The sequence below is a fragment of the Gimesia chilikensis genome (genome assembly GCF_007744075.1).
GTDB classification, from domain to species: Bacteria; Planctomycetota; Planctomycetia; order Planctomycetales; family Planctomycetaceae; genus Gimesia; species Gimesia chilikensis_A.
The window spans coordinates 1-25,023 of sequence record NZ_CP036266.1 but is presented as its reverse complement, the minus strand read 5'-3'; the positions used below and the strand labels follow the sequence as shown (position 1 = coordinate 25,023).

Annotated in this window: 23 protein-coding genes; 13 read left to right on the top strand and 10 right to left on the bottom strand. The window is 53.3% G+C overall.

The features are described 5' to 3' along the window. Positions 1-14 precede the first annotated feature (14 nt). On the bottom strand, positions 15-1,379 hold the full coding sequence (locus HG66A1_RS00115) for a DUF1501 domain-containing protein (protein ID WP_145179635.1): 1,365 nt from the start codon (positions 1,377-1,379) through the stop codon (positions 15-17). A 207-nt stretch (positions 1,380-1,586) separates the two neighbouring features. Between HG66A1_RS00115 and HG66A1_RS00110 the strand changes: the two genes are divergently transcribed. Both HG66A1_RS00110 and HG66A1_RS00105 read left to right on the top strand, forming a co-directional pair. Then, positions 1,587-2,498 (top strand): alpha/beta hydrolase, encoded by a 912-nt coding sequence (locus HG66A1_RS00110; RefSeq protein WP_232106721.1) that lies wholly within the window; start codon positions 1,587-1,589, stop codon positions 2,496-2,498. Positions 2,499-2,614: 116 nt separating this feature from the next. Then, entirely contained in the window at positions 2,615-3,334 is a 720-nt protein-coding gene (locus HG66A1_RS00105; RefSeq protein ID WP_197996912.1) for a DUF4272 domain-containing protein, read from the top strand. A gap of 235 nt (positions 3,335-3,569) precedes the next feature. Here the strand turns inward: HG66A1_RS00105 and HG66A1_RS00100 are convergent, their stop codons facing one another. Continuing rightward, positions 3,570-4,496, bottom strand: a complete 927-nt coding sequence (locus HG66A1_RS00100; protein WP_145179628.1) for a hypothetical protein — start codon at positions 4,494-4,496, stop codon at positions 3,570-3,572. Positions 4,497-4,688: 192 nt separating this feature from the next. Between HG66A1_RS00100 and HG66A1_RS00095 the strand changes: the two genes are divergently transcribed. Next, positions 4,689-5,036, top strand: a complete 348-nt coding sequence (locus HG66A1_RS00095) for a hypothetical protein (RefSeq protein WP_145179626.1) — start codon at positions 4,689-4,691, stop codon at positions 5,034-5,036. Between the two features lie 324 nt (positions 5,037-5,360). Here the strand turns inward: HG66A1_RS00095 and HG66A1_RS00090 are convergent, their stop codons facing one another. The 4 genes from HG66A1_RS00090 to floA all read right to left on the bottom strand — a co-directional run bounded on the left by HG66A1_RS00090 (position 5,361) and on the right by floA (position 9,937). After that, entirely contained in the window at positions 5,361-7,004 is a 1,644-nt protein-coding gene (locus HG66A1_RS00090; protein ID WP_145179624.1) for an alginate export family protein, read from the bottom strand. 342 nt (positions 7,005-7,346) lie between these two features. Next, positions 7,347-8,393, bottom strand: a complete 1,047-nt coding sequence (locus HG66A1_RS00085) for a 3-oxoacyl-ACP synthase III (protein ID WP_145179622.1) — start codon at positions 8,391-8,393, stop codon at positions 7,347-7,349. A gap of 139 nt (positions 8,394-8,532) precedes the next feature. Continuing rightward, positions 8,533-8,790, bottom strand: a complete 258-nt coding sequence (locus tag HG66A1_RS00080) for a hypothetical protein (protein ID WP_145035323.1) — start codon at positions 8,788-8,790, stop codon at positions 8,533-8,535. A gap of 211 nt (positions 8,791-9,001) precedes the next feature. Next, entirely contained in the window at positions 9,002-9,937 is a 936-nt protein-coding gene (gene floA, locus HG66A1_RS00075; RefSeq protein WP_145179620.1) for a flotillin-like protein FloA, read from the bottom strand. Positions 9,938-10,248: 311 nt separating this feature from the next. Between floA and HG66A1_RS00070 the strand changes: the two genes are divergently transcribed. The 9 genes from HG66A1_RS00070 to hpt all read left to right on the top strand — a co-directional run bounded on the left by HG66A1_RS00070 (position 10,249) and on the right by hpt (position 19,343). Continuing rightward, positions 10,249-10,728 (top strand): RidA family protein, encoded by a 480-nt coding sequence (locus tag HG66A1_RS00070; protein ID WP_145035318.1) that lies wholly within the window; start codon positions 10,249-10,251, stop codon positions 10,726-10,728. 172 nt (positions 10,729-10,900) lie between these two features. Then, entirely contained in the window at positions 10,901-12,148 is a 1,248-nt protein-coding gene (locus HG66A1_RS00065; protein WP_145179618.1) for an FAD-dependent oxidoreductase, read from the top strand. A 19-nt stretch (positions 12,149-12,167) separates the two neighbouring features. Next, entirely contained in the window at positions 12,168-12,944 is a 777-nt protein-coding gene (locus tag HG66A1_RS00060) for an aldo/keto reductase (RefSeq protein WP_145179616.1), read from the top strand. 221 nt (positions 12,945-13,165) lie between these two features. Then, positions 13,166-13,912, top strand: a complete 747-nt coding sequence (locus HG66A1_RS00055) for a (Fe-S)-binding protein (protein ID WP_145179614.1) — start codon at positions 13,166-13,168, stop codon at positions 13,910-13,912. Between the two features lies 1 nt (position 13,913). After that, positions 13,914-15,284 (top strand): LutB/LldF family L-lactate oxidation iron-sulfur protein, encoded by a 1,371-nt coding sequence (locus HG66A1_RS00050; RefSeq protein ID WP_145179612.1) that lies wholly within the window; start codon positions 13,914-13,916, stop codon positions 15,282-15,284. Continuing rightward, complete coding sequence (locus HG66A1_RS00045) at positions 15,271-15,897, top strand: lactate utilization protein C (protein WP_145179610.1); 627 nt, start codon at positions 15,271-15,273, stop codon at positions 15,895-15,897. Before HG66A1_RS00050 ends, HG66A1_RS00045 begins: the two co-directional genes overlap by 14 nt. Before the next feature lie 147 nt (positions 15,898-16,044). Continuing rightward, the gene (locus HG66A1_RS00040) at positions 16,045-17,721 is read left to right on the top strand and encodes a hypothetical protein (RefSeq protein WP_145179608.1); all 1,677 of its coding nucleotides are present in this window, start codon (positions 16,045-16,047) and stop codon (positions 17,719-17,721) included. A gap of 14 nt (positions 17,722-17,735) precedes the next feature. Further along, the gene (truD, locus tag HG66A1_RS00035; RefSeq protein ID WP_145179606.1) at positions 17,736-18,806 is read left to right on the top strand and encodes a tRNA pseudouridine(13) synthase TruD; all 1,071 of its coding nucleotides are present in this window, start codon (positions 17,736-17,738) and stop codon (positions 18,804-18,806) included. Between the two features lie 15 nt (positions 18,807-18,821). Further along, entirely contained in the window at positions 18,822-19,343 is a 522-nt protein-coding gene (gene hpt, locus HG66A1_RS00030) for a hypoxanthine phosphoribosyltransferase (protein WP_145179604.1), read from the top strand. 24 nt (positions 19,344-19,367) lie between these two features. Here hpt and HG66A1_RS00025 read toward each other — a convergent pair whose 3' ends face one another. The 3 genes from HG66A1_RS00025 to dnaN form a co-directional block, all read right to left on the bottom strand. Further along, a complete protein-coding gene (locus tag HG66A1_RS00025; RefSeq protein WP_145179602.1) occupies positions 19,368-21,857 on the bottom strand; it encodes a DNA gyrase subunit B in 2,490 nt (829 codons plus the stop codon). A gap of 95 nt (positions 21,858-21,952) precedes the next feature. Beyond that, positions 21,953-22,312, bottom strand: coding sequence for a DUF721 domain-containing protein (locus tag HG66A1_RS00020; RefSeq protein ID WP_145179600.1), 360 nt, complete (start codon positions 22,310-22,312; stop codon positions 21,953-21,955). A gap of 3 nt (positions 22,313-22,315) precedes the next feature. Next, positions 22,316-23,446, bottom strand: coding sequence for a DNA polymerase III subunit beta (dnaN, locus tag HG66A1_RS00015; RefSeq protein ID WP_145035295.1), 1,131 nt, complete (start codon positions 23,444-23,446; stop codon positions 22,316-22,318). A gap of 293 nt (positions 23,447-23,739) precedes the next feature. Between dnaN and HG66A1_RS00010 the strand changes: the two genes are divergently transcribed. Continuing rightward, a complete protein-coding gene (locus HG66A1_RS00010; RefSeq protein WP_145179598.1) occupies positions 23,740-23,955 on the top strand; it encodes a hypothetical protein in 216 nt (71 codons plus the stop codon). A gap of 30 nt (positions 23,956-23,985) precedes the next feature. Here the strand turns inward: HG66A1_RS00010 and HG66A1_RS31780 are convergent, their stop codons facing one another. Beyond that, entirely contained in the window at positions 23,986-25,023 is a 1,038-nt protein-coding gene (locus HG66A1_RS31780) for a DnaA ATPase domain-containing protein (RefSeq protein ID WP_197993740.1), read from the bottom strand.

Here is a 25,023-nt window from a genome sequence, read left to right as displayed (position 1 = left end):
AATGTCTAAGAAGCTCACCCCTTCAAAATCGAACCAATCGGCGTCGCACCATGGTCAGCCAATGGAATCGGGCGGCCGATGTTCGACATGTTCTGCTTCTCCGGATCGAGGCCCAGTGCTTTACAGATCGTGGCCATCAGATCGGGAACCGTAATCGGCTGATCGGTGACTTTCATACCGTCCTCGCTGGTCTTGCCAACCACCTGTCCGCCGCGAATCCCACCACCGCCGATCACCGTGGACCAGGCTGCGGGAAAATGATCGCGACCCGTGTTCTGGTTAATCTTCGGCGTACGACCGAATTCACCCATCCACACTACCAGCGTCGAATCCAACAGCCCCCGTTGTTCCAGGTCGCTCATCAACGTTCCCCAGCCCGGGTCGAGCACTTCACTCAGACTTTTGACGGCTTCGAAATTATCCTGGTGCGTGTCCCAGCCGAACGCGTTCGAACCCTGCACCCCGTTAAGCGAAACCTCGACAAAGGGAACTCCCTGTTCGACGAGCCGCCGGGCGAGCAGACATCCCTGGCCAAACCGGTTCCGACCGTAGGCGTCCCGCAGGGCATCCGGTTCCTGGTCCAGTTGAAACGCTTCGATCGCCTTGGAACGCATCATCCGCACCGCAGCGGCATACGCACTCCGATGACTGCTGGTCGGCACTCCCGGATGGGTTGCCTGAAAATCATCTTCCAGGTCCTTGAGAATCGAGAGCCGGGCATCCGCCTGCTTCCGGTTGATTCCCTGAGACAGTTCCAGGTTTTTCACTTTCAGAGCCGCATCCAGATTCATCTCGTCGTTCTGCACGAAGCCCGCCCCTTCACCCACAACCAGTGGCGCATACTGGGGTCCGAGAAATCCGGGACCATACGCGTTGGGACTCAATGTTTTGTTCGGGGCTATACTCACAAAGTTCGGCAGCTCGGATTCATCACGCCCCAGCTCTTTACTCAACAGCGAACCGATGGCCGGATAACTCAGCGGACCCGAGGGCAGATAACCGGTGCGTAATAAATATGTCGCCCGCGTATGATCGCCCTCTTTGGTACTCATGGAGCGAATCGGCACCAGGTGCTGCATCGCCTTCGCCAACTGAGGCAAATGCTCCGAAATCTGAATTCCGGGGACAGAAGTGTCGATCGGTTTGAAAGGACCGCCGTTCTCATGGTCCGGCTTCAGATCGAAAGTGTCGCACTGACTGGGCCCACCCGACATCCAGAGCAGAATACACGAACGTTTGCGCTCTGGATTCTGCGCCGTCTCTGCTGCCAGCCGTCTCATCCAGCCGGACATTCCGGTTCCCAGCACACCCAGGGCCGAGAGACGCATGAAATCGCGCCGGGAGATGCTGCCGAATCGCTGTCTGTCTTTACCTGTCATGCGCGCAACCTCTGAAAATTTCGTGTTCCACTTCATTTTAGCCGTTTTTCTGAAACAAATGCGAGACTTTTCCGGTAAGAACCGGCAGCCTCCCGGTTCGTTTTTTTTGTTTCGAAACACTGCCCCTGTCTGGTAAGATTCGTAAAGTCGTTCTTTTTATTTATCAATTCCGCGATCAGGTCCGATTTTATGTCGATGGTTTCATGCGTGCGAACTCTGTCTCTCTGTGCTTTACTGCTCTTAGTCCCTGTCAGCAAACCGGTTAACGCGGCTGAACAGCCCGTGGCACTCTATCAGCAACAGAAAAATGTCGTCTACGCGGAAGTGCACGGCGTGGGACTGTTGATGGATATCTTCACCCCCACCGGCAAGTCCAACGGCCTGGCGATTGTCGATGTGGTTTCCGGCGCGTATCACTCGGACCGAGGCAAACTCCGCGATCACGAGCGGGCACAGATGTTCGATATCTTCTGCAGTCGCGGCTACACCATTTTCGCCATCCGACCTGGATCCATTGACAAATTCAACGGACCCGAAATGCTCGAGAATGTGAACCGCGGCATCCTCTGGGTCAAAGCCCATGCCGGCGAATATAAAATCGATCCGGATCGCCTGGCTCTGCTCGGTGCTTCCGCGGGAGGCCACCTCGCCTGCATGGCCGCTGTCTCCGCTGCCGAACCCACTGCCAAAACCCGCGTCAAAGCTGTCGCCGTCTTCTTTCCCCCCACCGACCTGATGAATTATGGCGGCCTGAAACTCGACATCACCGGCAGCGATCGTCTCTCGCAAGCCATCCGCCAACTGATCACCCCCAAAGGCGCGGAGACCATCGACGAACAGAAGCTGGACGAACTCCGCACCTCATTCTCCCCCGCCCGCCTGGTTCAGCCCGGCCTGCCTCCGTTCCTGCTGATTCACGGCACCGCCGACTTCACCGTTCCCATTCAACAGTCACGCACGATGGTCGCGGCACTGGAAAAAGCGAACGTCCCCGTCACGCTGATCGTCAAACAGGGAGGCGGTCATCCATGGCCGACTATCCACGAAGAAGTCGCCAAAATGGCCGACTGGATTGATGCGCAGTTGCAACCAAAAGAAACCCAGGTTTCAGAACCGTAGCAAAGTATTATACTCTGGTACAGAACATTCGTTTATAATTCCTTGCATTACAACGACCATCTGTTGATCCAACAATACGATTGCCTGGAACGTTGAGCTCAAAAAGGAGAATGACTGTGATATCTGAACCGGGACCTACCAGCAGGCAAAAGGAACGAGCAGATCGTTCAAGACAAATTCTTGATGAGCGTAAAGTTCCCATGTGGGGTGACGCAAGGATCTCACTTTACGTTGATGACGATGAGCAAGTAAATGTTCAAACGGCTGATGACGTAGCCCGACGCGCTCTTGTGCTGTGGGCTGTAGTATTACGAGCTGACGGCTACGATTGGGAGAAATCCCGGAACATCCTGACGGATAATAACCTTCTGAGTTATCTGAGCCCACAGGAGCAAGCATACATGGACGATCCAGAACCTGATCAGGATACCTCACTTGGTTTTGTCTGGCGGTTGGAGAGCCTTTGGGTCATGCTTTGGGCGCTGGAAAGATTACCTGATTTACCCTGGCCTTCAAGCATGTGCGACGTTCCTCTGCTGGGTAAGACTATGAAAGAAGCGGAGGCAGACCCGGAGTTCATTAAGAACGCCAGGCTTCTTCCTACAAGAACCCTGCTCGATGCGCAAGATTTATCCATGAAGATCCTCTGGGCCATACGCGACGCTTATATCAAGGAGCTCTGTATTCCTCAGGATTTTGACTGGCGAAATGAATCCGATACTCCAGTGTCGCTCTGTCCTATGGTGGGAGTCGTTGAACAGAGGAACCATGCCCTGAACTGGCTTGTGAATTTTATGGATCCCCTCAACTGGGACGAAGTTGACACTCCAACATGATGGGAATCACCACCAGCTCGCACAATGGTCGCCGCACTGGAAAAAGCGAATGTCCCCGTCACGCTAATCGTCAAACAGAGAGGCGCCAAAATGGCCAACTGGATTGATGGGCAGTTACGGTAGAGGCAGGCTCCATTTTTCTAAAACCGATTTCGATCACGTATTCGGATTGTATCTGATGTAATGAGCGGCAGGTTCAAGCTTGAGTTAGCGATCGTTGCTTTCATCACCATTTCTACGAAACGATTGGTTTCTGAACTGTTGCTAACATTTCGAGCTGTTGGTCAGTCATACCATCAATGCAGACCTGAATAGGGCGTGCGCAAAAGTGAACTGCGTGGATACTGAGCAACCAGTCTAACGCGCGTTGAGAAATCAAGTTATTGTAAACCAGAGAGTTCCCCCCAGCATACACAAAGTCAGAACCGTCCCATTTACTGCCTTCCATGACCAAAGTTTCTCGCTGTTTTAACGGAGAAACTATTAAGTGTTTATCATTTGATCCTTTGTGATTTTTTTGAGTCGTCCAGGCAGGCTTCTGACAGGTGGGGCATATATAATTATCGAATCCACACTCTTGGCATATGAGGGGTTCATGACCACAGAAGGGACATGCGTTCTTTGCTCCCTGGATACTTGTTGGCCGTAAACAATTTTGCCCCATAAACTGTAAAGCAAATAAAGTGGGGATTGATTTTTCATTTTCAGCATCAGAATAATTGATTGTAACTGGAACAAATCCAGCACCTTTCAGACCACTTTTGGTTATTCTGTCTGCAAATTTGTCTGTCACTAAGAACGCCTGATCTTCCTCATCCATTGAAAAGTTAAAATCAGATAGAATGATTTCTGCTTCAATGGCATTATGAATTTCGATTTTAAGGTCTGTGAAATACTCTTCCGTGACGTGTAAATTGTCCGCTGAACAACGGTGCTTTTTCGTTTTTTTGCTTTCAATTATTGATGCATCCAGCCAGCTTTGAGGGCTTCCCTTTAACAGTAGTTCGCTTTTAGTTGGAGATCGTTTTTGTGTGATAATCCAACCTGCGCTTTCGGCATACTCAAATTCTACTAAATCTTCATCCATCGAAACCGCAAGCTGATAAAAAATGTTCGTTTTTAATGTACCTGAATAATCTTGATAAATGTGATAATCACTCATACGGTTTACCTTAAATTGAGTATCAGACAAAAACTGCGAGATATCTCGAACATGGAGTTTGATTTCAGAAGAAGCTTGATTACAGCTGGTATCTCATAGATTGCGGATCGATTTTATTCTGTTTTGATTACTGAGTTCTTACTGTAGGACAGCCCTGACTTGGACACGCATCATGAAAGCTGAAACTTATCTATGTCACTTCTGGTGAATGTTTTCAAGAGAAATCCCAATGGAGAGATGGACTTCGTCGAAGTCGAACACCACAAAGAACTCGCGGGTTTTGAATCATGGAGAAATACTTTATACGGATCTCCACAATCGGAATCCCTGGGACTGAGCCTGTTAACACAACTGAGTCAGGCAGATTTATATTGTACCACTCCAACAGAACTGGATCGTCTTTCTCAGGAGTGTCTGCTGTTGCTAAATCATCTGGATCAGTATCCACAAGATCCAGACTCGATCACGTATCGTATTCAAAATATAATTGATGCCGTCAAACTCGCCAGAGAGACAGACGCCTGTGTCGTAATCTGGTGAGTGAATAACAGGAAGCCGCGATCATAGCCGACTGGATTGATGGGCAGTTACAACCAAAAGAAACCCAGGTTTCAGAACCATAGACGAGATGCTCACACCTTAAAGAAAAAAGGGTGGGCTCGGATGTAATCCGGGCCGAGCGCAGCGAGCAGGAGGTTGCAATTCACGCAGACAGTGGATAACAAAGCTTCTGTTACAAGATTAAAAGCTTCAGGGACACGCTCTCTGCAAAGAACGTTCTCTCAGCCACCTCCTGTTGCCTGCGGCAATCCCGAATTACATTCGGGACCACCCGGCGAAAGATCCACTCATCCCACAATCAGATCAATACCGCACAGTCGTCTGCACGTAGAACTGAGTTGCGGTATTCCGTGGCGGAATGTTGGTCCCGACGAAGTCGCCATACCAGAACCAGGAGTAGCCGGCCTGGATGTTGAAGTTCGGGTTGAAGTTGTAAATCGCGATCAGGTCGAGTTCCTGTCCGATGTCGCGGCTGCCTCCCAGCGTTCCGACCGGAGCACCGGCGACGTTATACAGGTAGTCGTTGCTGGTTGCTTTTTCGAACCAGTGGAACGCACTGACCAGGCTCACCTTCTTTGCCGGCTTCGCATTCAGCTGCAGGCTCCAGTCAAACAGGTTCTGACCGGACAGGTTGTCGATGATCCCCCAGTAGGCGTGGCCCAGCGGGTAGAGTGTGTTGAACGTATTGTTCGTGCTTCCGTTGGGATCGTGGTTCCCTGAACCGTAGTAGAACAGACCACTCAAACGGGGCTGCCAGGGAACCGTGGTCCAGGTGTGACCCAGTACTGCGGTCCAGAACCCTGCCGATACACGCTTGCTGTCATCGACCCCGAACTGGTAAGCACCTTCGGTTTCAAAGTCCCAGATGCGGGTAACCTGGCAGCATTCGTTCTGAACTTCCCAGGAGTTTTTATAGCGTCCCCCCAGGGTATGACGTGAACCATCGGGGCGGTTCGGCGTGTTGGTTTCATCACGCAGCCAGAGATAATACAGGTCGATCAGCTCAGGACCAGCGTCCAGGAATGTCATGTAGATCCCGCTGAAAGTCACCGAGGTATCCGGCTTATCCCGGCCATTGTCATACCGGGAAAGCGGCTGATTTCCGGCTGCTGCGTTTACGGGGTTGGTGATGAAGGCGTCGAAGTGTACCGAATCGGTATGGTGAAAGTATTTGAAGCCTTCAAAATTCCGGCGGGTATTCGACCAGTCCAGGGGTGAGATCAGGTGCTGAGAACCGTACAACATTTCCTGTCGACCATAGCGGAACCACCCGGGCGCCCCATCCCACTCGTGCAGTTTGACATCCACAAACGCGTTTTGCACATTCCAGCGGTTAATATCAATCGGCGTAGGTGGCAGATCGTTATCGAAGATCGAGGCATCAATGCCTTCAAAATAGACGCGGGCAAAATCGCTGATATGCAGATCGAAGTACTGACGCCAGCGCCACAGATTGTAATCGGTATTGATGGGTCCGCCGGGACGCAGTCGGTTTTGTTCGTGCATCCAGCGGTGCCGCAGCTCGCCACCCACCGACAGAGTGTAAGGCGAACATTCATCTCCCAGCGGCATCTCCTTCAACCGCTCTCCCAACAGCCAGGGATGGTTGGGATTGCTGAGATAGCTGCCGAAAGTGTTATCAAAGAACAGGGGCTTATACGGATCGGCCGGCGGTTTTACCGGCGAGGGATCGTCGAAGATGATCTGGTCTTCCGACTCCTCAGTTTCATTCAGGGTCTCCGGTTGCGGATTCTCTTCTGACTCAATCGGATCTGCGCCAGGCTGAAACACTTCAGCGACCGGAGTCAGCTGAGCGTCTTCACCTGCAGTCTCAGACTGTGCTGCGGGCGCGGGGGGAACAATCGATCCCAGATTTTCCGCTTTGAGTTCGGCAGCAGTCAAAGAGGAAAGCACACAACCAACTGATAAGAGAGAGCGTAAACGCATCTGGCGGATCCTGTCTGTGACATCCCTGAAAGTGACTGAGAGCGCCTTGACTGAAAACAGCCGCGGAAAAACTTCATGTACCGCGAACTTCGATCTTGCACCTCAAGACCGGTAGCAGGCATCGCTACTGGCAAACATCGGAACATTTCCGGCAATCCAGATATGCAGACCGTTCGGATTTTCAGTAATAACCGGAACTTAGTGTCCAGACGGACTCAGGGCAGGCACGATCCCCCGGAGCGGTAAATTAATAAAAACCACCCCAAACACAATAACCACTACAGATAACCGGGACCCCGGATTCAGAAAGAAGAGAGAATTATTCGCGCAGAGAAGCGCGTCTTACCACTGGACACCCAGCATGAGAGAATTCAGACCACTGCCGATTCCCAGCAGGGCAATTTTGGCCTCGTCCCGCAGAATCTGATCCTGAATCCCGAGCGCCCATGCCATGGGGAGGGCGGCGGCTCCAGTGTTACCCAGCCGTTCAACGGTCGGGTAATCCAAAGCGGGATCGAGGCCCAGCCTATCCAGCAGCAGTTTCCGGTGTGCTTTACCGACCTGATGGGTAAAGACCTGGTTCACATCCTCGTTTTCCCAACCCAGAGTGGTTTTAGTCGCTTCCCAGGTCGGAATCGCCAGGTTAACTCCTGCCACCAGCAGGGATTCGGAATCGGTCTGCATCCGCGGCCGGTGATCGCCGTGCTTCTGGGCTTCGACACCCCCGGCACAGAGCTCGTGACTGGACGTGTCAGTCTGGAAACTCCCCCCCAGCAGACGATGACCGGTTTTACTTAACTTACGGTCACAAAGCAGGATCGCTGCAGAACCACTGCCGATTGTCAGTGAGGCAAAATGATTCTTGATCGATTTGCGGGTCAACGTGCTGTCTTCCAGCAGATCATCGATGGTCCCTTCCACCAGATCGCGTCCGACTTCAGTTCCCACCACAATCCCGGCACGAATCTGACCCATTTCGATCATATTGGCCAGGAAAACCATGCCGTTTAAGAGACCCAGGCAGGCATTACTCACGTCTAGAACGAGGGAATTCTGAGGAAGTTGTGTGGCATGATGCACACCACTGGCGGTCGCCGGTTCCAGCTGATCGCGACAGACGGAGCCATGAATCAGGCCGCCGATGTGTTTGCGGTCGAATCCACTTTCGTCGAGCATTTGATTGACGGTCTGCGCGCTGATCGAACCGGGGAGTGTTCCGGGATCAAAAAAGCGGCGTTCCTGGATACCCGTCATTAGCTCAAGTCGGCCCGCAGGCAGACCTAAACGATCGTAAACCGGGGCCAGACGCGCTTCGAGTTCATCCGAAGTGACAACGTGGGGGGGAAGCGTACAACTGACAGCTTCGACGCAGACATGCTCATAACGCATAGGAGGTAAGATATTCCCATCTCATCAGATCATAACAAACACGGTACGCTGCGCGGCGGGACTGGGCCAATGCGCGCAACGCGAACCGTCCTATTGAATTGAATCTGGGAACTAAACTCAACCTAAGCGCTGGTAATTCTCAAACCTGAGCAGCACTTTCCTGGCGCGGTGAAGAATTCAGAGTCTTTTCGAGAGCGGTAATTTCTTCCAGCTTCTCGGTCCGGCTACGGACATATTCAGGTGTGGGATCTTCCACTCGCAGCTTTTCCGCACTTTTAACGTAGCGCAAACCTGACAAAAGGAGGTCCAGTTGTTTTTCCGTAATATTGATATTTGCGATTTCTGCCATAGGTAAACAAAAACTCTCTCGAGGTGATCCGGAGAATTCAGTCCACAACAACCTCCTGCTGCTGTTACTGACACCATATTAGTCAATCACCAGACTAAATTTCAACCAGTTTTTACAAAAACACATCCTGTCTGGCTGCTTTAATTCATCGACCTCTCAATCAAGTCCGCTTTGAAACCATTTCTGGTGCTGTTGAATCCCTTACAGCCGGACTGATTGTATTGATCGACAACCTCTTATCTACTGATCATTAAATCAGTTAAACTGCCCGTAAATTACCATGTGAGAAGGCTTCGGCCATCGCCAGAGGCACTTCTGCTTCCGCCAGGACGACTTTCGCCTGGTTTTCCTGAGTCCGGGCTACCATCTCCTGTTCGGAGGCAACTGCCTCAGCACGGCGTTCTTCTGCCCGGGCCTGGGCAATTCGTACGTCCGCTTCTGCCTGGTCTGCTCGCAGACGGGCGCCAATATTCTCGCCCACATCAATGTCGGCGATATCAATTGAAACAATCGAAAACGCAGTCTGAGAATCCAGGCCCCGGTCCAGCACGTTGCGGGCAATCACGGACGGATTCGCCAGAACTTCTTTATGACTCTCACAGGAACCGATGGCGGAGACGATCCCCTCGCCGACGCGGGCGATAACCGTATCTTCCGTTGCCCCACCCACCAGCTGGTTCAGGTTGGTTCGCACCGTGACGCGAGCACGGGCTTTCAGCTGAATGCCGTCTTTCGCGACGCCATCCAGAGTCGGCCGACCACTCTTTTTCGGATCGGGACAGTCAATGACTTTGGGGTCCACGCTTGTTTCCACCGCGCTGATGATGTTTCGTCCTGCCAGGTCAATTGCACAGGCGGTATCCCAGTCGAGTTCGATTCGGGCCCGGTGTGCAACAATCAACGCATGCACCACACGATGCACATTGCCCCCCGCCAGGTAGTGAGCTTCGTATGACTGCGTCGGAATATCTGTCAGACCCGCCTGGACCGCCATGATTTTGGTGTCCACGATCACCGAAGGTTTTACCTTCCGGAGCGACATGAAGACCAGAGCTAACGGGCCGATCTTCGCACGGGAAAAGAAGGCCTGGATCCAGAGCTTGAAATACCGGGCGAACAACGCCAGAAAGACGATGCCCAGGATGATACAAAATCCCCCGAGCAGAAATCCTGCGATTTGCCAAAGATTATCCATAGTCTGCTTAACTCCCTGCAAGTAGTTGATTTCGAGAGGTCTCTCTCCCGCGTATCATAACGGTCTGATAGTCAGTTCCGAAAGGATTTTTACACCCTTTTTCTATTTTTCCACGCCTACCCGTATTGGATACGGAATTGGACTTCTCCCGGATCATTCTGTTTTTGAAAAGAGTTTTCGTCGGGCGATTGGAAATCAGCAGGGCTCGTTTTATTCTGGAATAGAGTCGGCACCCCTCGCCCGCCCGGGAATCGGCTGCCTGAAATGACACTTTCTGATCGAATCGAACTTTTTAAACACAGGAACCGAAAATGAGCATCGAGGCAAAAATTCAGGAACTGAATCTGGAACTCCCTGAAGCCCCCAAACCAGGTGGAATCTACAACCCCGTCGTCCAGGTGGAAGACATGCTGTATATCTCCGGCCATGGCCCCGTCAAAACGGACGGCTCTATGCACAAAGGACGGGTTGGCGAAGAAATCACCGAGGAACAGGGTGTTGAAGCGGCCCGCGCTGTTGGTCTGACCATGCTGGCGACCCTCAAACAGTACCTGGGTGACCTCAATCGCATCGATCGCTTCGTCAAAGTGCTCGGCATGGTCAATGCCGCCCCCGATTTCAAACATCATCCACAGGTCATCAACGGCTTCAGCGATCTGATGGTGCAGATTTTCGGCGAAAATGGTCGCGCCGCCCGCAGTGCCGTCGGCATGGGTTCACTGCCCGGTAATATCTCAGTCGAAGTCGAAGCCATCGTGCTGCTCAAGAAAGAAGCCCGGGCCTCCATCTGATCTGGATGCTCCGAACGCTCCTTTTTCGCTGAAACTGATACTCTGAACACGCATTTTACCCCGATTCACCTTCCCGAATCGGGGTAAAATCATTAAAAAACAGCTTCAACTCCGTTCAAATTGACGTTTTACGGGAAGGGACACCTTCTCACTGTGAGAAAGGATTCTCATCGTGCCTGCGGCAGATCTGATTATCTTCGGAGGAGGCATTGCCGGCCTCTGGACCCTGAGCGAAGCCACGCGGCGGGGATACCGGTGTCTTCTGCTCGAAGCTTTCGAACTGGGCAGCGGCCAGACCATCGCCTCCCAGGGAATTATCCACGGCGGATTGAAATACACGCTGCAGGGCATGATGACCGGATCCGCACGCGGAATCCGTGAGATGCCGCTGATCTGGCGGAAATCCCTCACCGGCGAACAGACGCCCGATCTTTCGCAGACCGAAGTCCGCTCACCTCACTGCTATCTCTGGCGAACCGAATCCCTCTCCTCACGGCTGGGAATGTTCGGTGCCAAAATGGGTCTCCGCGTCGCACCCCGAAGTCTGACCGCTGACGAAACACCGTCGGTCCTCGCCGGCTGCCCCGGTTCCATCGGCGTCATGGAAGAACAGGTGATCTCTCCCTTCAGCCTGATCAGCAATCTGGCACAAACGCACGCCGACCAGATTTTTAAATACGATCCCGCACAGCTGACCTTTCAAACAGACACACACGGAAACATCACTGCGGTTCAACTGCAGACCACCGAGGACGATCCACTTACGATCAACACTCGTTCTGTTCTGCTGACTGCCGGCAGCGGTAACGAATCGCTTCGCACCCAGGCACGCCCGGATGCCGTTTCTCAGACCGCCCCCTTCATGCAACGACGCCCCCTGCACATGGTTCTCGTGCGGGGTAACCTGCCGCCGTTCAACGGGCACTGTGTCGACGGCGCTAAAACACGGGTGACGATCACTTCAGATACCGACTCCCAGGGACGCACTGTCTGGCAACTGGGAGGCCAGATCGCCGAACAGGGCGTTGGTCAGTCTCGACAGGAACTCGTCGCTCACGCTGCCCGGGAGCTAAAGGCTGTCATGCCCGGGATCAACGTCTCCGGCCTGGAATGGACTTCGTACCAGGTTGATCGTGCCGAAGGAGCCACGAAGTCAGGCCTGCGACCGGAAACGCCTCAACTGGTTGTCGAAGGAAACCTGATCACCGCCTGGCCTACCAAACTGGCTTTGGCACCACAGCTGGCAGAAGATGTGTTCGACTGCCTCAAGAAACAGGGAATCTCGCCTGCGTCTGGCAAGCATTCCGATCTCACGGCACTCCAGAAATTAGCCCGCCCCACTGTCGCGCTGCCTCCCTGGGAAACAGCATCGGAGTGGCTGACACTGGAAGAGAACGACGCACGTACTACCGCCGCCTGAAGCAGAAAGACTCATCAGCATGCAATATCGTCCCCTGGGAAATACGGGTGCTTCCATCAGTGCTCTTGGCTTCGGCGCGTTCAAGATCGGCCGCAATCAACAGATCAAATACAGCCAGGCTTACGACCTGCCCGATGACGCCACCACCGAAACGCTACTCAACTCGATTCTCGATCTGGGTATCAATCACATCGACACGGCACCCGCGTATGGCATCAGCGAAGAACGTATCGGCCGCTTTCTGTCACACCGCCGCACTGAGTTTCTGCTGTCGACCAAAATCGGTGAGACCTTTGAAAACGGACAATCAAACTACGACTATTCTCGCGCGAGTCTGACCGCCAGCCTGGAGCGAAGTCTGCAACGCCTGAAGACCGATGTGCTGGACATGGTTCTGATTCACTCCAACGGAGACGATCAGAAAATTCTCAACGAGAGCGATGCCGTAGAGGTCCTGCAGTCGTTTCAACAGGCGGGCAAGATTCGCTGGATCGGTCTGTCAGGAAAAACCGTGGCAGGTGGCACTGCGGCTCTGAAGTGGGCTGATCTCTTGATGGTCGAATATCACCTCGAAGATCCTTCGCACGCAGAGCTGATTCAACGCGCTGCAGACCAGGGTGTCGGCATTCTGGTCAAAAAAGGGCTCGCTTCCGGACATCTTCCCCCTGCGGAAGCGATCTCGTTTGTCCTCGAAAATCCCGGTGTCAGTAATCTGGTTGTGGGTGGCTTGAATCTCGCGCACATCGAAAAAAACTGGCAAACCGCGGGTGCCGTCTCTCTGAGACCCGCCGCATAAGTACGCTCAATCCTCTTTGAATCAGGGGCACAGGAATTACGCAGGAAGATTTAATATCTCACTGAGGCTTCCCTTCTGAGTGCATTGACCGCGATTTCTCACTGAACGTCCGCATTCTCAACTCGTGGTCGGCTTGGCATTCATGACCCGGAGGACTATAAAAGAGAGAGTATCAGTGATTGAATTGAGAACCCTTCGAAACCCCTGATGAGTTTCCTGCCATGGCGCCCAAAGTTGGCCTGTTTATCCCCTGTTATGTTGATCAGCTGTTCCCGCAGGTGGGGATTGCCACTCTGAAAATCCTCGAGCATTTCGGTGTCGAAGTCGACTATCCCGAAAGCCAGACCTGCTGCGGTCAACCAATGGCCAACACCGGTTGTACGAATGAAGTCGGACCGCTGGCAAAGCGCTTCGTCGAGATTTTCAAAGCGTACGACGCCGTCGTCTGCCCTTCGGGAAGTTGTGTCTCGATGGTCACGCATCACTATGACGAATATTTCCAGAACGATGTCGACTACGAGAATCTCAAAGGAAAAACCTATGAGTTCACAGACTACCTGACCACCGTAATGGGAGTAAAACAGTTCGCGGGTCGCTTCCCTCACAAGGTCGGCCTGCATCAGAGCTGTCACGGTTTACGAGAACTCCGCCTGGCCAGTTCCAGTGAAGTCGTAGGCGAACCCTTTGGAAACGCCCGGGCTCTGCTCGAAAGTATTGAGGGGGTCGAAATCACCCAGCTGCAGCGGCCCGACGAATGCTGCGGCTTCGGGGGAACGTTCTCCGTGGCGGAAGAAGCGGTCTCCTGCATGATGGGCGAAGACCGCGTCCACGATCACGAGCAGGCGGGCACTGAAGTCCTCACCGCCTTGGACATGTCCTGCCTGATGCATCTGAATGGCATCATCCGTCGACAGAAGAAACCGATCCGGGTGATGCACATCTCCGAAATTTTTGCTGAGTGTTTATAACATGCCTTCACACCCCCAATTAGCAGCCGAATTCATCGAGAACAAAGACCGTGCGCACTGGCATGATCAGTCGCTCTGGTTCGTTCGCTCCAAGCGGGACAAAGCCGTCAACCAGCTCCCCGAATGGGAACTGCTCCGCGAACAGGCTTCACAGATCAAACAGCATACGGTTTCCGATCTGCCAAACCTGCTCGAAGAATTCGAACGCAACGCGACTGCCCGCGGCGTGCACGTTCACTGGGCCCGCAACGCGACCGAGCATAACGAAATCGTCCATGGCATTCTCAAACAGCACAACGTGAGCCGCGTAGTCAAAAGCAAGTCGATGCTCACTGAAGAATGTCACCTCAACCCTTACCTCGAACGGCACGGGATTGAGATCATCGACACCGACCTCGGCGAACGCATCGTCCAGATGCAGAACATGCCACCCAGTCACATCGTCATGCCCGCAATTCACATCAAGAAGGAAGAGATCGGCGAGCTGTTCCACGAAAAACTGGGTACCGAAAAAGGGGCCACCGATCCCCAGTACCTGACAGAAGCCGCCCGGCAGCATCTCCGGCAGAAGTTCATCCAGGCCGAAGCTGGTATTACCGGGGTCAACTTTGCGATCGCTGAGACCGGTGGTTTTGTTGTCTGCACGAATGAAGGTAACGCCGACCTCGGAACCTCACTCAACAAACTGCACATCGCCTGCATGGGCATCGAAAAACTGATTCCCCGTGCCGGCGATTTGAGCGTCTTCCTCCGGCTGCTGGCCCGCTCGGCGACCGGACAGCCGATTACCACTTACTCCTCTCACTTCCATGGACCAGCCCCCGGACAGGAAATGCACATCGTCCTCCTGGACAATGGTCGCAGTGAAATTTCCGGCAGCGATGAATTCCGTCGCTCGCTGAACTGCATCCGCTGTGCCGCCTGTATGAATACCTGCCCCGTCTACCGACGCAGTGGCGGATACAGTTACAGCAACACCGTTCCCGGGCCCATCGGTTCGATCCTCGGACCGGCCCGTGATCCCAAGGAGAACTCTTCGCTCCCCTTCGCCTGCAGCCTGTGTGGATCCTGCACCGACGTCTGTCCGGTCAAAATCGATCTGCATCATCAGCTGCTCACCTGGCGGAAAGAAATTCGCATCAAGGGCTTCCTCCCCTTCTCCAAACGGATCTCGATGAAAATGATGTCCTGGATGATGCAGGCACCAAAGCTCTACAAACTGTCCGGTAAGCTGGCCCGCTGGATCGTACCCAAGCTGCCCCGCTTCCTGCTGTATAATCGCCTGAACGACTGGGGAAAACAGCGGGAGCTGCCCGAGTTCCCCAAACAGAGTTTCCGGGAATGGATGAAAGAGAATCATGACAAAAAGTAAAGACGACATTCTCAGCAAGCTCCGGAAGCAGTCGGTCCCTCCCGTCGAACTCCCCAACCTGGAAGCTCCCGAACTCAAACAGCGGTGGATTCAATATCCCGATCCGACTGCGCAGTTCACCGAGGTCCTTTCCGGCGTCGGTGGTATCTGCCTGCAGGTCAAAGACGTTGCCGAGGCGACTCAGAAACTCGCAGAAATGCCTGCATTCACTAATGCGAAAAAAGTCTGTTCTCAGATTTCCGAGTGCGGCAATCCGAATGTTTCGATCCCCGAAATCACTGATCCCCACGATTTCGAAGACATCGACTTTGCCATTCTTCCCGGCGAATTCGCTGTTGCAGAAAACGGTGCCGTCTGGATTACCAACGACGGCGGACCAGCGCGGGTACTCTACTTTCTCGCACAACACGTGGCCCTGCTCGTGCCCGCTTCCGCAGTGATCAACAACATGGCCGAAGCTTACGAACGACTCGCTTTTGCGGAGAACAGCTTTGGAACCTTCATGTCCGGCCCATCCAAAACGGCCGACATCGAACAGTCACTGGTGATCGGTGCCCATGGCGCACGCTCTCTGATCGTCTTCCTCGTCGAAGATGCATTTCAGACGAACTGACGGGAAATTCCAAAAATCTTGTAACCCGTTTCCGCTCAGACAGGTACACTGATACAGACGCTCCGGTTCTCGCTTGAGATCCGGTCCGTCACGTATTCTCATTGTCATCTATCCATTGATTCTTCTTTGATATGAAGGGGTTCTGCCGTGCAGACATTGTCGAGAACTTCACTCTTTCAACGCGTGACTCTGACCCTCTCCTTTCTGGCCATCAGCACCCTGGCCCTGGCGCAACCCAAAACAGACGAACCCCGCAAAGAAAAGATCGACTGGAACCAGCCCATCGCCGTGGCGTCGATCGCCAGCATCGACCGGGTTCTGGATGATGTCGACTATATGTTCTCCACCATCGACAAACCCGAGTATCCCGCGATGATCAAAGGCTTCCTGGCTCAGTATCGCAACCTGGATGGCATCGATAAAACCAGACCGCTTGGCGCCTTTGTCTTTCTGAAAGAAGGCATCTCGCCGCAACCCGAAGTCGTCGGCTTTATCCCCATCAAAGATCTGGATGCGTTGAAAACGACACTCGAAGAAGTCGGCATTCTCCTCAACCCGGTTCCCGATCAGGAGAACCGTTACACGGTCGCCCTGCCACAATTCTCCCTGCACCTGAAAATGGCCCATGACTACGCCTTCGTGCAGATCAAAAGCGAAGCCCTCGACCGCGACTTTTATAACCCCGACGAATTCACCAAACCGCTGGCAGAAAAATACGATATCGCAGCATCTCTGCTACTGAAGAACGTTCCCGAGCCGATGCGGATGATGGCCGTCGACCTGGCCAGCGCCCGCATCGACGATCAACTGCAGAAGAAAGAGAGCGAAACGGACCTCCAGTTCGAAAGCCGCAAAGCCACGACGATGATGATCTTCAAGCAGTTCCAGACGATTGCCAAAGAGGGCTCTGCGTTGACCTTGGGTTACGAACTCTCCCGGCAGAAAAAACAGATCCTGCTGCATTTCGGCATCGAAGCCAAACCGGGAACCGATTTAACAAAACAGCTGGAAGCACTCTCTCAGAAAGCCAGCCAGTACTCTTACCTGAATGCCGCCGACTCCGATGTGCTGGGATACACGATCGTTCCCCTGCACAAAGACATCGAACAGAAGATGTTGCTCGACGTCATCGAACAGTCGAAATCCAATGTGCCTCCCGTGTTTTTCGGCAGCGAAGCCAACCCGGGACCAGCCGCGAAGATCTTCAAGTCGGCAGAATCAACGGTCAAGTCCGGTAAACTCGATGCCCACATCAAACTGGTTCAGAACGGCGACGAGAAACTGGCATTGATCGGCGCTTTGAAACTCCAGGAGGCGGCTTCGTTCCGCGAAGGCCTGCAGGAATTCTTCGATCTGATCTCCCAGGCAGAAGATACCAAAGGCATCAAAGCCAATGTGGCGGAGGTCGAAGGTGTTGTCATTCATCAAATCTCTCCCGATGATGTGAAAAACAACGCCCGGGATATCTTCGGGGAAAACCCCGTTATTTTCCTCGGCTGCAGTGATACAGAGTGCTGGGTCGCCATGGGCGAACCATCAAGCCTGGAACTGCTCTCCGCCTCGATCTCCGCAGCAGCCAAACAGGGTAAACAGACAAAACCCGGCTCCCCCTTCCTGTTCTCTTTGAAATTCGCTTCGATTCTCCCCCTGGCCAGTCAGAAGAATAAGGATCCGGAATTTGTGGAATCCGCGAAAGTCGCCTTCGCTACCGGTGGCGATCTGGTAACCTTTTCTCCTAAAATCACCGCCAGTCAGTTCAGCCTGAACCTCGAACTGGGTGAAGGGTTCATTCGGCTGTTTTCTCTCGCGATAGCCAATAGATAGTAGAATCTCCCCGTATGTCTGAGTCCGAAATCGAAACACTCCCTTTTCTGACACCAGACTTACCGGGGATCGGCGGCCAGCTGAAACAGACCCCCGAGGACTTCGTCGTCGACGAAATTCCCGTCTACGAACCCACGGGAGCCGGCGAACACCTGTTCCTCTGGATTGAGAAACGGGACGTCTCCGCCCCCTATCTGGTGAAGAATCTGGCCCGCATCCTGCAGATCAATCCACGCGACATCGGCGTCGCCGGACTCAAAGACCGCTTTGCAGTCACACGTCAATATGTGTCTGTCCCCGCCGCATGTGAACCCCTGGTTGAAACCTTCGAATTCACCGGCATCCAGATTCTCAAAGCAACCCGGCACGAGAACAAACTCAAAACCGGGCACCTCAAAGGGAATCGCTTCTCGATTATCGTCCGCGATACAGAAGACAACGCCTTCGACAAAGCGCAAGCGATTCAGGAACAGATCGCTCAGACCGGCTTTCCGAATTACTACGGTGCCCAGCGGATGGGCCGCGACAACGAGACCTTCGACATGGGGCTCAAACTACTCCAGGGTAAACGGGTCCCGGGGAAATACATGCGAAATAAAGCCCTCAAGCGGCTGGCCCTTTCGGCAGTGCAGTCGGCACTGTTCAATCGCGCGCTCGCCAACCGGATTCTTGCCGGTCAGCAGCAGACCGTTCAAATGGGAGACGTCATGCAGGTCTGTGCCTCGGGGGGACTGTTCATCGTTGAAGATGTCGCCGCCGAACAGCAACGATTCGATCAGGAAGAAACCATGATCACCGGCCCCCTGTTCGGTCCGAAAATGAAACAGCCGACTCAGGAAACATCCGCACAGGAACAGCAGGTCCTGAACGACTTTGGACTGGAGCCCGATCTGTTTAACCGCTATAAAAAACTGACCGCGGGAACCAGGCGCCCCTACCTGATCCGGCCGGAAGCACTCCAGCTGGAACCGACAGAAAACGGGGTACGCTTCGAGTTCACGCTCCCCTCCGGCGTGTATGCGACCATGCTGCTCAGGGAGTTCATGAAAACCGAACTCGCCGGGGATACGACTGAGACAAGTTAACGAAAGGCTGTTGCTTTGAAAGTTCTTATTGACCAGAACGAAATCAACTCACGGGTAATCGCGCTCGGACGCGAACTGGCCCAGGAATACCAGGGGCGCCCCTTAACGATTATCGGCATCCTCGCCGGCAGCCTGGTTCTGCTGGCAGACCTGATTCGTGCCATCGATGTACCGCATCAGGTCGGACTGCTTCAGGCATCCAGCTATCGCGGTAAATCAACCAAACCAGGTGAGCTGTTCGTCAATCTGGATTATCTGCCCGACCTCAGCGAACGCGATGTCCTGCTGGTCGACGATATTTTCGATACCGGGAAAACCATGCAGAAGGTCATGGCACAGATCAACGAACAGGAACCACGCTCGCTAAAAACTGCAGTCCTGCTCTGGAAAGAGGAAGCCACTGAAGTCGATTTCGGACCGGACTACCACTGCTTCAAAATTCCCGATCACTTCGTCGTCGGCTATGGTCTGGACTTCAACAACGAGTATCGGCACCTTCCCTTCATTGCATCCCTGGAAGGCTCCGATCTCGTCTGATTCGCCAGCTGAAGACCTCGATGATTAAATATCGAGGTTCTTCACATCCAAGGCGTGTTTCTCGATGAACTCGCGGCGGGGTTCCACCACATCACCCATCAGGACGCGGAAGATCTCATCGGCGGCAGCGGCATCTTCCATGCCGACCTGCAACAGAACCCGGTTCTCGGGATCCATGCTGGTGTCCCACAGCTCTTCTGAGTTCATTTCGCCCAGTCCTTTGAAGCGGGTCAGCTTCAGACCTTTTTCACCCAGATCACGCAGCGAGGGAAGCAGCTGACGCAGGCTGCTGAGCTTGACATTGCTGTTGCCGCTGTGAATCGTAAACGGGAAGATCGGCTCGCCGTTACGGTTGCCGGGCGAATAGAAATCCTTCAACGCGATGCCGTAACCCTTGAGCTGTTTCAGGAACTCATTGATCGAGCGGATCTCGTGAATGTCCGTAACCTGTAACCCATCATCTTTGCCGAAGTCTTCTTCATCCTCTTCGGAATCGGCTGAGGAATCACCGTTTTCATCGGCAATCCGCAGTTCTTCGCCCCGCTTCTGTTCTTCCTCTTTCAGGAATTCTTTCATATCATCCTGCGAGGTGAACCAGAACTGTTCCTTACCCAGGAAGATTCGGTATTGAGGCAGCAGTCCCTCGTCAGTGGCGTGATTCTGGGCCAGGAATTTCAGGTCAATCCCGCGGCGGTCCAGTGTTCCCAAAGGCTCTTCGAGTTCGCCTACCAGCTTGACCAGCTTATCGAGCATTTCCGTTTCGAATACGGTGCCGTCCTCACAGGTCAGATTCGCATCGCCCAGAGCCAGTTCTACCAGCTCGTTCATCATCTCTTCCTGGGTCTGCACGTAGCGCCGTTTTTTACCCTGTTCGACGCGGTACAACGGAGGTTGTGCGACATACACACAGCCATGGTTCACCAGTTCCCGCATGTGGCGGAAGAAGAAGGTCAGCAGCAGCGTGCGAATGTGGCTACCGTCGACGTCGGCGTCGGTCATCAGAATGATCTTACCGTAACGACGCTTGGTCACATCATCAAACTCAGCTCCCGGGGGAACACCCACGGCTTTGAAGATGTTGGAAATTTCCGCGTTATCCAGCACTTTGACCAGCTGGGCTTTTTCCACGTTCAGGATTTTACCACGCAGCGGGAGGATTGCCTGAATGTTCGAATCGCGACCGGTATCCGCAGAACCACCGGCCGAATCCCCTTCAACCAGGTACAGTTCGGTGATGTCCAGCTCACGACTGCGGCAGTCACGGAGTTTTTCAGGCAGGCCGCCGGTTGTCAGCGCACCTTTACGCCGTACCATTTCGCGGGCCTTCTTGGCGGCTTCGCGGGCTTCCGCTGCCAGCAGACCTTTTTGAGCGATCTTCTTGGCAACCGAGGGGTTCTCTTCGAAGAACTTCATCAGCTTCTCGTTGACAACCGTCTGCACAATCCCTTCAACTTCGCTGTTACCCAGCTTGGTTTTGGTCTGCCCTTCGAACTGGGGATCAGGCACACGCACGGTAATCACCGCGGTCAACCCTTCGCGGAAGTCATCACCACTGGGTGTGAAGTCCTTGAACAGGTTGGCTTTCTTGCCGTATGCGTTGATCGAACGGGTCAGAGCACCACGGAAACCGGAGAAGTGCGTTCCCCCTTCGATGTTGAAAATGTTGTTGGCAAAGCAGCGGACATTCTCGGTAGAGCCATCGTTGTGCTGGACAGAGATGTCGACCTGCACCCCTTCCATCTCTCCCTGGATCGAAATGATTTCCTCGTAAAGCACATTCTCCGTCCGGTTCAGATAGCGGACGAATTCGACCAGCCCGTCTTCGTAGTGGAATTCATCCGTCTGTCCCGAACGTTCGTCGGTAATCCGGATTTTCACACCTGCATTCAGAAACGCCAGTTCCTGGAGTCGCTTGGTCAGCGTGTCGTAGATGAACTTCGTATCGGGGAAGATCGTACCATCGGGTTTGAAGGTAATCTTTGTGCCGCTCTTTTCGGTTTTTGCCAGCTTCTGCAGCGGTGTTTTCACAAGCCCTGCAGCGAAGTCCATGGTCCAGACGTGACCTTCCCGGCGGACTTCCGCTTCGAGCCATTCACTGAGCGCATTCACCGCGGTAATCCCGACGCCGTGCAGACCACCGGTTCCGGTTTTATAACCCCCTTCGCGGTCGAACTTACCCCCGGCGTGAATTTCGGTCAGCACCACTTCCAGAGCCGGCCGGTTGTTCATGTCGGGCATCGCCCCAACGGGAATTCCTCGACCATCGTCGCTACAGCTCACGCTGCCATCCGCGTTGATTTTGACGTTAATTACGGAGGCGTAACCGTTCACACATTCGTCGATGGAGTTATCCACGATTTCATAAACCAGGTGATGCAGACCCCGCAGCGTGGTATCGCCGATGTACATGGCGGGGCGGGTGCGAATCCCTTCTACACCTTCCAGGGCTCGAATATTCGATTCATCGTAGCCCGCTTTTTTCAGGTCTGCCTGACTCTCTTGTTGATCGCTCACTCTAATTTCACTCCCGTGAATTCCTGAATCGTTACCCGTTAGGATGACGATCGCTGATTAGTGACGGACGGCAAACAGAAATTTCCCATTCCATTTTACCCCTGCTTGCTGTCCTGATTTGTTTTCGATTTCAATCGGAACCGCATGTCGCGGACGTTCTGTTTTCCATACTCTTTCTGCAGCTTCTGCAGCAGCGACATCTTGTGAAACGAATTCAGCTCGTTTAACAGAGCTGAATTGTCGACACCGATCTGCACGATCCGGTTCTTGATACCCAGGATCGTGGTCTGGCTGGCAATCTTTTCGCCGGCCACCTGTTGCCAGGCCTGTTTCAGTCGCTGATCTCCCTGAACCCGAGCCAGCCCTTTCATCGCAATCAGTTCCGAGAGCACCTGGGAGACAGGTGTCGCGGCCGGAATCGCGCGGCAGGTCTTGAATTCGTATTTCTCTGACATGAATTACCGTGCCTGTGAGAGGGGCATGATCACATAGGTGTAACCATCATCGGTCTTGAGGACGGCAGCGCTGTCGGAATCGATCAGCTGCAGCTGGATATGAGCGGCGGAATCCAGAGCTTTGAGGAAGTCTGCCAGGTAGCGGACGTCAAAGGTGATGACGATTTCCTCACCTTCGAAGGGAATCGGGATTTCAACCTTCGATTCCCCCACAGAGGCAGCCACACTCTTCAGCGTTAACAGGCCACTGTTGAAGATAAAATCAACGCCCCGGGTTTCCACATCAGTCACAATCTGTGCCTGACGGACAGCACCGAAGAAGGTTCCGACTTCCAGGTCGATACTGTGAGTCGCTTCCGGGGGAATGACATCGCGATACTTGGGGAAGCGGCCTTCTACCAGGCGGGCAAAAATTGTCGAACGACCACTTTTGACGATCACGTCATTGGCCCGAATCGCAATCTGGATGTTGCCTTCATCGCCGGTCAGGCTCTTCTCGATCAGCGTCATCGCCTTGGCTGGAATCACAGGTCGATTGTTTTCATAAGCCTCAGATCCCTGATAGGAACAGGCAGATTCCACCATCGCCAGACGACGTCCATCGGTCGCCGCCAGGGTCAGCTTGTCCCCTTCCACGTCGAACAGCACGCCCCCCAATGCATAGCGGGTGCTTTCCGGATCGGTCGCGAATACGGTCCGCCGGATCATTTCCCGGAAGGACTGCATGGGAACTTCGAAGTAATTTGATTCTTTGAATGTTTCCACTGCGGGAAATTCAGAAGGATCGTGCACCGACAGACGGAATTCGCTCTTGCCCGAGGAAATCAGAATAAAGTCCTGCTCGGTTTCCTCGTCCTTCTTGAGTTCGATCTCGACCGAATCGGTGGTGGATTCTTTCAGGATCGAGACCAGCTCGTGAACCGACAGCAGGATCTCTCCGGGAATCGTGACATCCACTTCATCGAAGTCGTAACGGATGCTGACTTCGAGATCAGTTCCGCTCAAGGTTGCCTTGCCGTCTCCTGCTTCGAGTTTGGCGCACTTCAGGATCTCCTTGGGAGTGCGTGAACTGATGACGCTTCCAATGATCTGGAAACCGGACAACAGGGCCGATCGTGAACAACTGAGCTTCATGTGTGAATCAACTTTGTATTAGATTTTTGATGGGTAAATTGTGCTGCCCCGCATGTCCTCTGGAACTCATTCTGGCAGCGATAAAATATCGATTTTCTGGTGTCTGTATTTTATGTGATTCAAAGTATTTTCACAATCATCGGAGAGACGCGAATCTCGACATGCCAGGGGTTTTTCAGAACCCTTTTTCTCTAAAAATTAATTAATTTATTATTAGTATTATCTAGGCGGGGAAGATTCTGTTAAGAAGTTAGAAATTTTCGATGTAAGGTATTATATGAGAATATCTTACGTTGATTATCGATAAGGATTTGAATGTCGATAACCTGTCGGTGGAATGTGGCGCAGCAGCGCAAGAGATGATGAGAGTCAGCAGGGGTTGTGGAGGCTACTTTTCGGCGCGTTCAGAACCCGAAAATGGCTCCACATTTCTCAACCGGAAATCAACAGGTTATACACAAAATGGCCACCAGCAACCGGGAGAATTCGAGATGGAATCCTTTATCTGACCGGTCGGGTCTCTGTGATTTCACTGTCTGCTATAACAGATATACTCCCAGTTGTTGCTTAATGCGAGAAATCTGCTGACGTAATCCAGGTGATTTTTCGAGATCGGTCTGAATTTGACGACAGGCATGAATAACCGTGCTGTGGTTCTTCCGATTGAAGTAATTTGCGATTTTGGCTAAAGATTCATCGGTCAGTTCCCGGGAGAGAAACATCGCACACTGCCGCGGCAGAACATACTGTTGTGACCGGTTGGCAGAACGGATTTCAGCCAGGGTTGTTTTAAATTCCTGGCAGACCGCACGCGTGATTTTCGCGGTACTCGTGCGGGGCGGCTCGAGGTTGCCCTGCAAATACTGTTTCACGAAGCGACTATCCAGGGGCTGACGATTGATCCGACTGACGGTTTGCAGCTGTTTCAGCACCGCAAACAGCTCGCGTGGCGAGAGGTCTTTCTTTTGTGCGATCAGCGTCAGCTCTTTTTTCGGCAGGGGAATCGCTTCCACCTCGGCCCAGAATTCCAGTAACTCCTGTCGGCTCTGAAAGTCCAGAGGTGGAATCGCCGCACAGATCCCGCCATGAAAGCGATTGGTCAGCTTTTTCAGAAATAAGGCCAGCTCTCCGGGCGGCTTCGTCGCAGACACGATGATCCGCCCCCCCTGGCCCAGAATATCATCGAGAGTAGACAGCAGCTCCTGCTGTGTGTGAGACCTGTTTTCCAGGCTGTGTACGTCTTCCAGGATCAGCAGATCGAGCCCTCGCAGACCTTTCTGGAAGTCCGCGATCTGCTGGTTTGAGGACGCCAGGGCAAAGCGGGCGGCAAATTCGCTGGCGGTCAGCAGTTCCCACTCTGCCCCGGGATGCAATGCGAGATACTCGGGCAGCAGATGATGAATCAGGGCTGATTTACCGCATCCGGAGGGGCCATACAGGTAAATCAGCTGAGGATCCGGCGTCTCAAGAGAGTGCAGTAACTCGGTGACAGCCGTGCTGGCATACTGATATTCTTTCAATATCTTGAAAGGTGTCTCGAATGACTGCTGCTGAGATGGACCGGATTTTGACATCAT

What these genes read in the sequence shown, in the direction of transcription:
- HG66A1_RS31780 (WP_197993740.1), bottom strand. Translation starts at nt 25,023, where the DNA reads ATGATGTCAAAATCCGGTCCATCTCAGCAGCAGTCATTCGAGACACCT.
- HG66A1_RS00085 (WP_145179622.1), bottom strand. Translation starts at nt 8,393, where the DNA reads ATGCGTTATGAGCATGTCTGCGTCGAAGCTGTCAGTTGTACGCTTCCC.
- HG66A1_RS00055 (WP_145179614.1), top strand. Translation starts at nt 13,166, where the DNA reads ATGGCGCCCAAAGTTGGCCTGTTTATCCCCTGTTATGTTGATCAGCTG.
- HG66A1_RS00070 (WP_145035318.1), top strand. Translation starts at nt 10,249, where the DNA reads ATGAGCATCGAGGCAAAAATTCAGGAACTGAATCTGGAACTCCCTGAA.
- dnaN (WP_145035295.1), bottom strand. Translation starts at nt 23,446, where the DNA reads ATGAAGCTCAGTTGTTCACGATCGGCCCTGTTGTCCGGTTTCCAGATC.
- HG66A1_RS00115 (WP_145179635.1), bottom strand. Translation starts at nt 1,379, where the DNA reads ATGACAGGTAAAGACAGACAGCGATTCGGCAGCATCTCCCGGCGCGAT.
- HG66A1_RS00100 (WP_145179628.1), bottom strand. Translation starts at nt 4,496, where the DNA reads ATGAGTGATTATCACATTTATCAAGATTATTCAGGTACATTAAAAACG.
- HG66A1_RS00045 (WP_145179610.1), top strand. Translation starts at nt 15,271, where the DNA reads ATGACAAAAAGTAAAGACGACATTCTCAGCAAGCTCCGGAAGCAGTCG.
- HG66A1_RS00020 (WP_145179600.1), bottom strand. Translation starts at nt 22,312, where the DNA reads ATGTCAGAGAAATACGAATTCAAGACCTGCCGCGCGATTCCGGCCGCG.
- floA (WP_145179620.1), bottom strand. Translation starts at nt 9,937, where the DNA reads ATGGATAATCTTTGGCAAATCGCAGGATTTCTGCTCGGGGGATTTTGT.
- HG66A1_RS00060 (WP_145179616.1), top strand. Translation starts at nt 12,168, where the DNA reads ATGCAATATCGTCCCCTGGGAAATACGGGTGCTTCCATCAGTGCTCTT.
- truD (WP_145179606.1), top strand. Translation starts at nt 17,736, where the DNA reads ATGTCTGAGTCCGAAATCGAAACACTCCCTTTTCTGACACCAGACTTA.
- HG66A1_RS00090 (WP_145179624.1), bottom strand. Translation starts at nt 7,004, where the DNA reads ATGCGTTTACGCTCTCTCTTATCAGTTGGTTGTGTGCTTTCCTCTTTG.
- HG66A1_RS00095 (WP_145179626.1), top strand. Translation starts at nt 4,689, where the DNA reads ATGTCACTTCTGGTGAATGTTTTCAAGAGAAATCCCAATGGAGAGATG.
- HG66A1_RS00050 (WP_145179612.1), top strand. Translation starts at nt 13,914, where the DNA reads ATGCCTTCACACCCCCAATTAGCAGCCGAATTCATCGAGAACAAAGAC.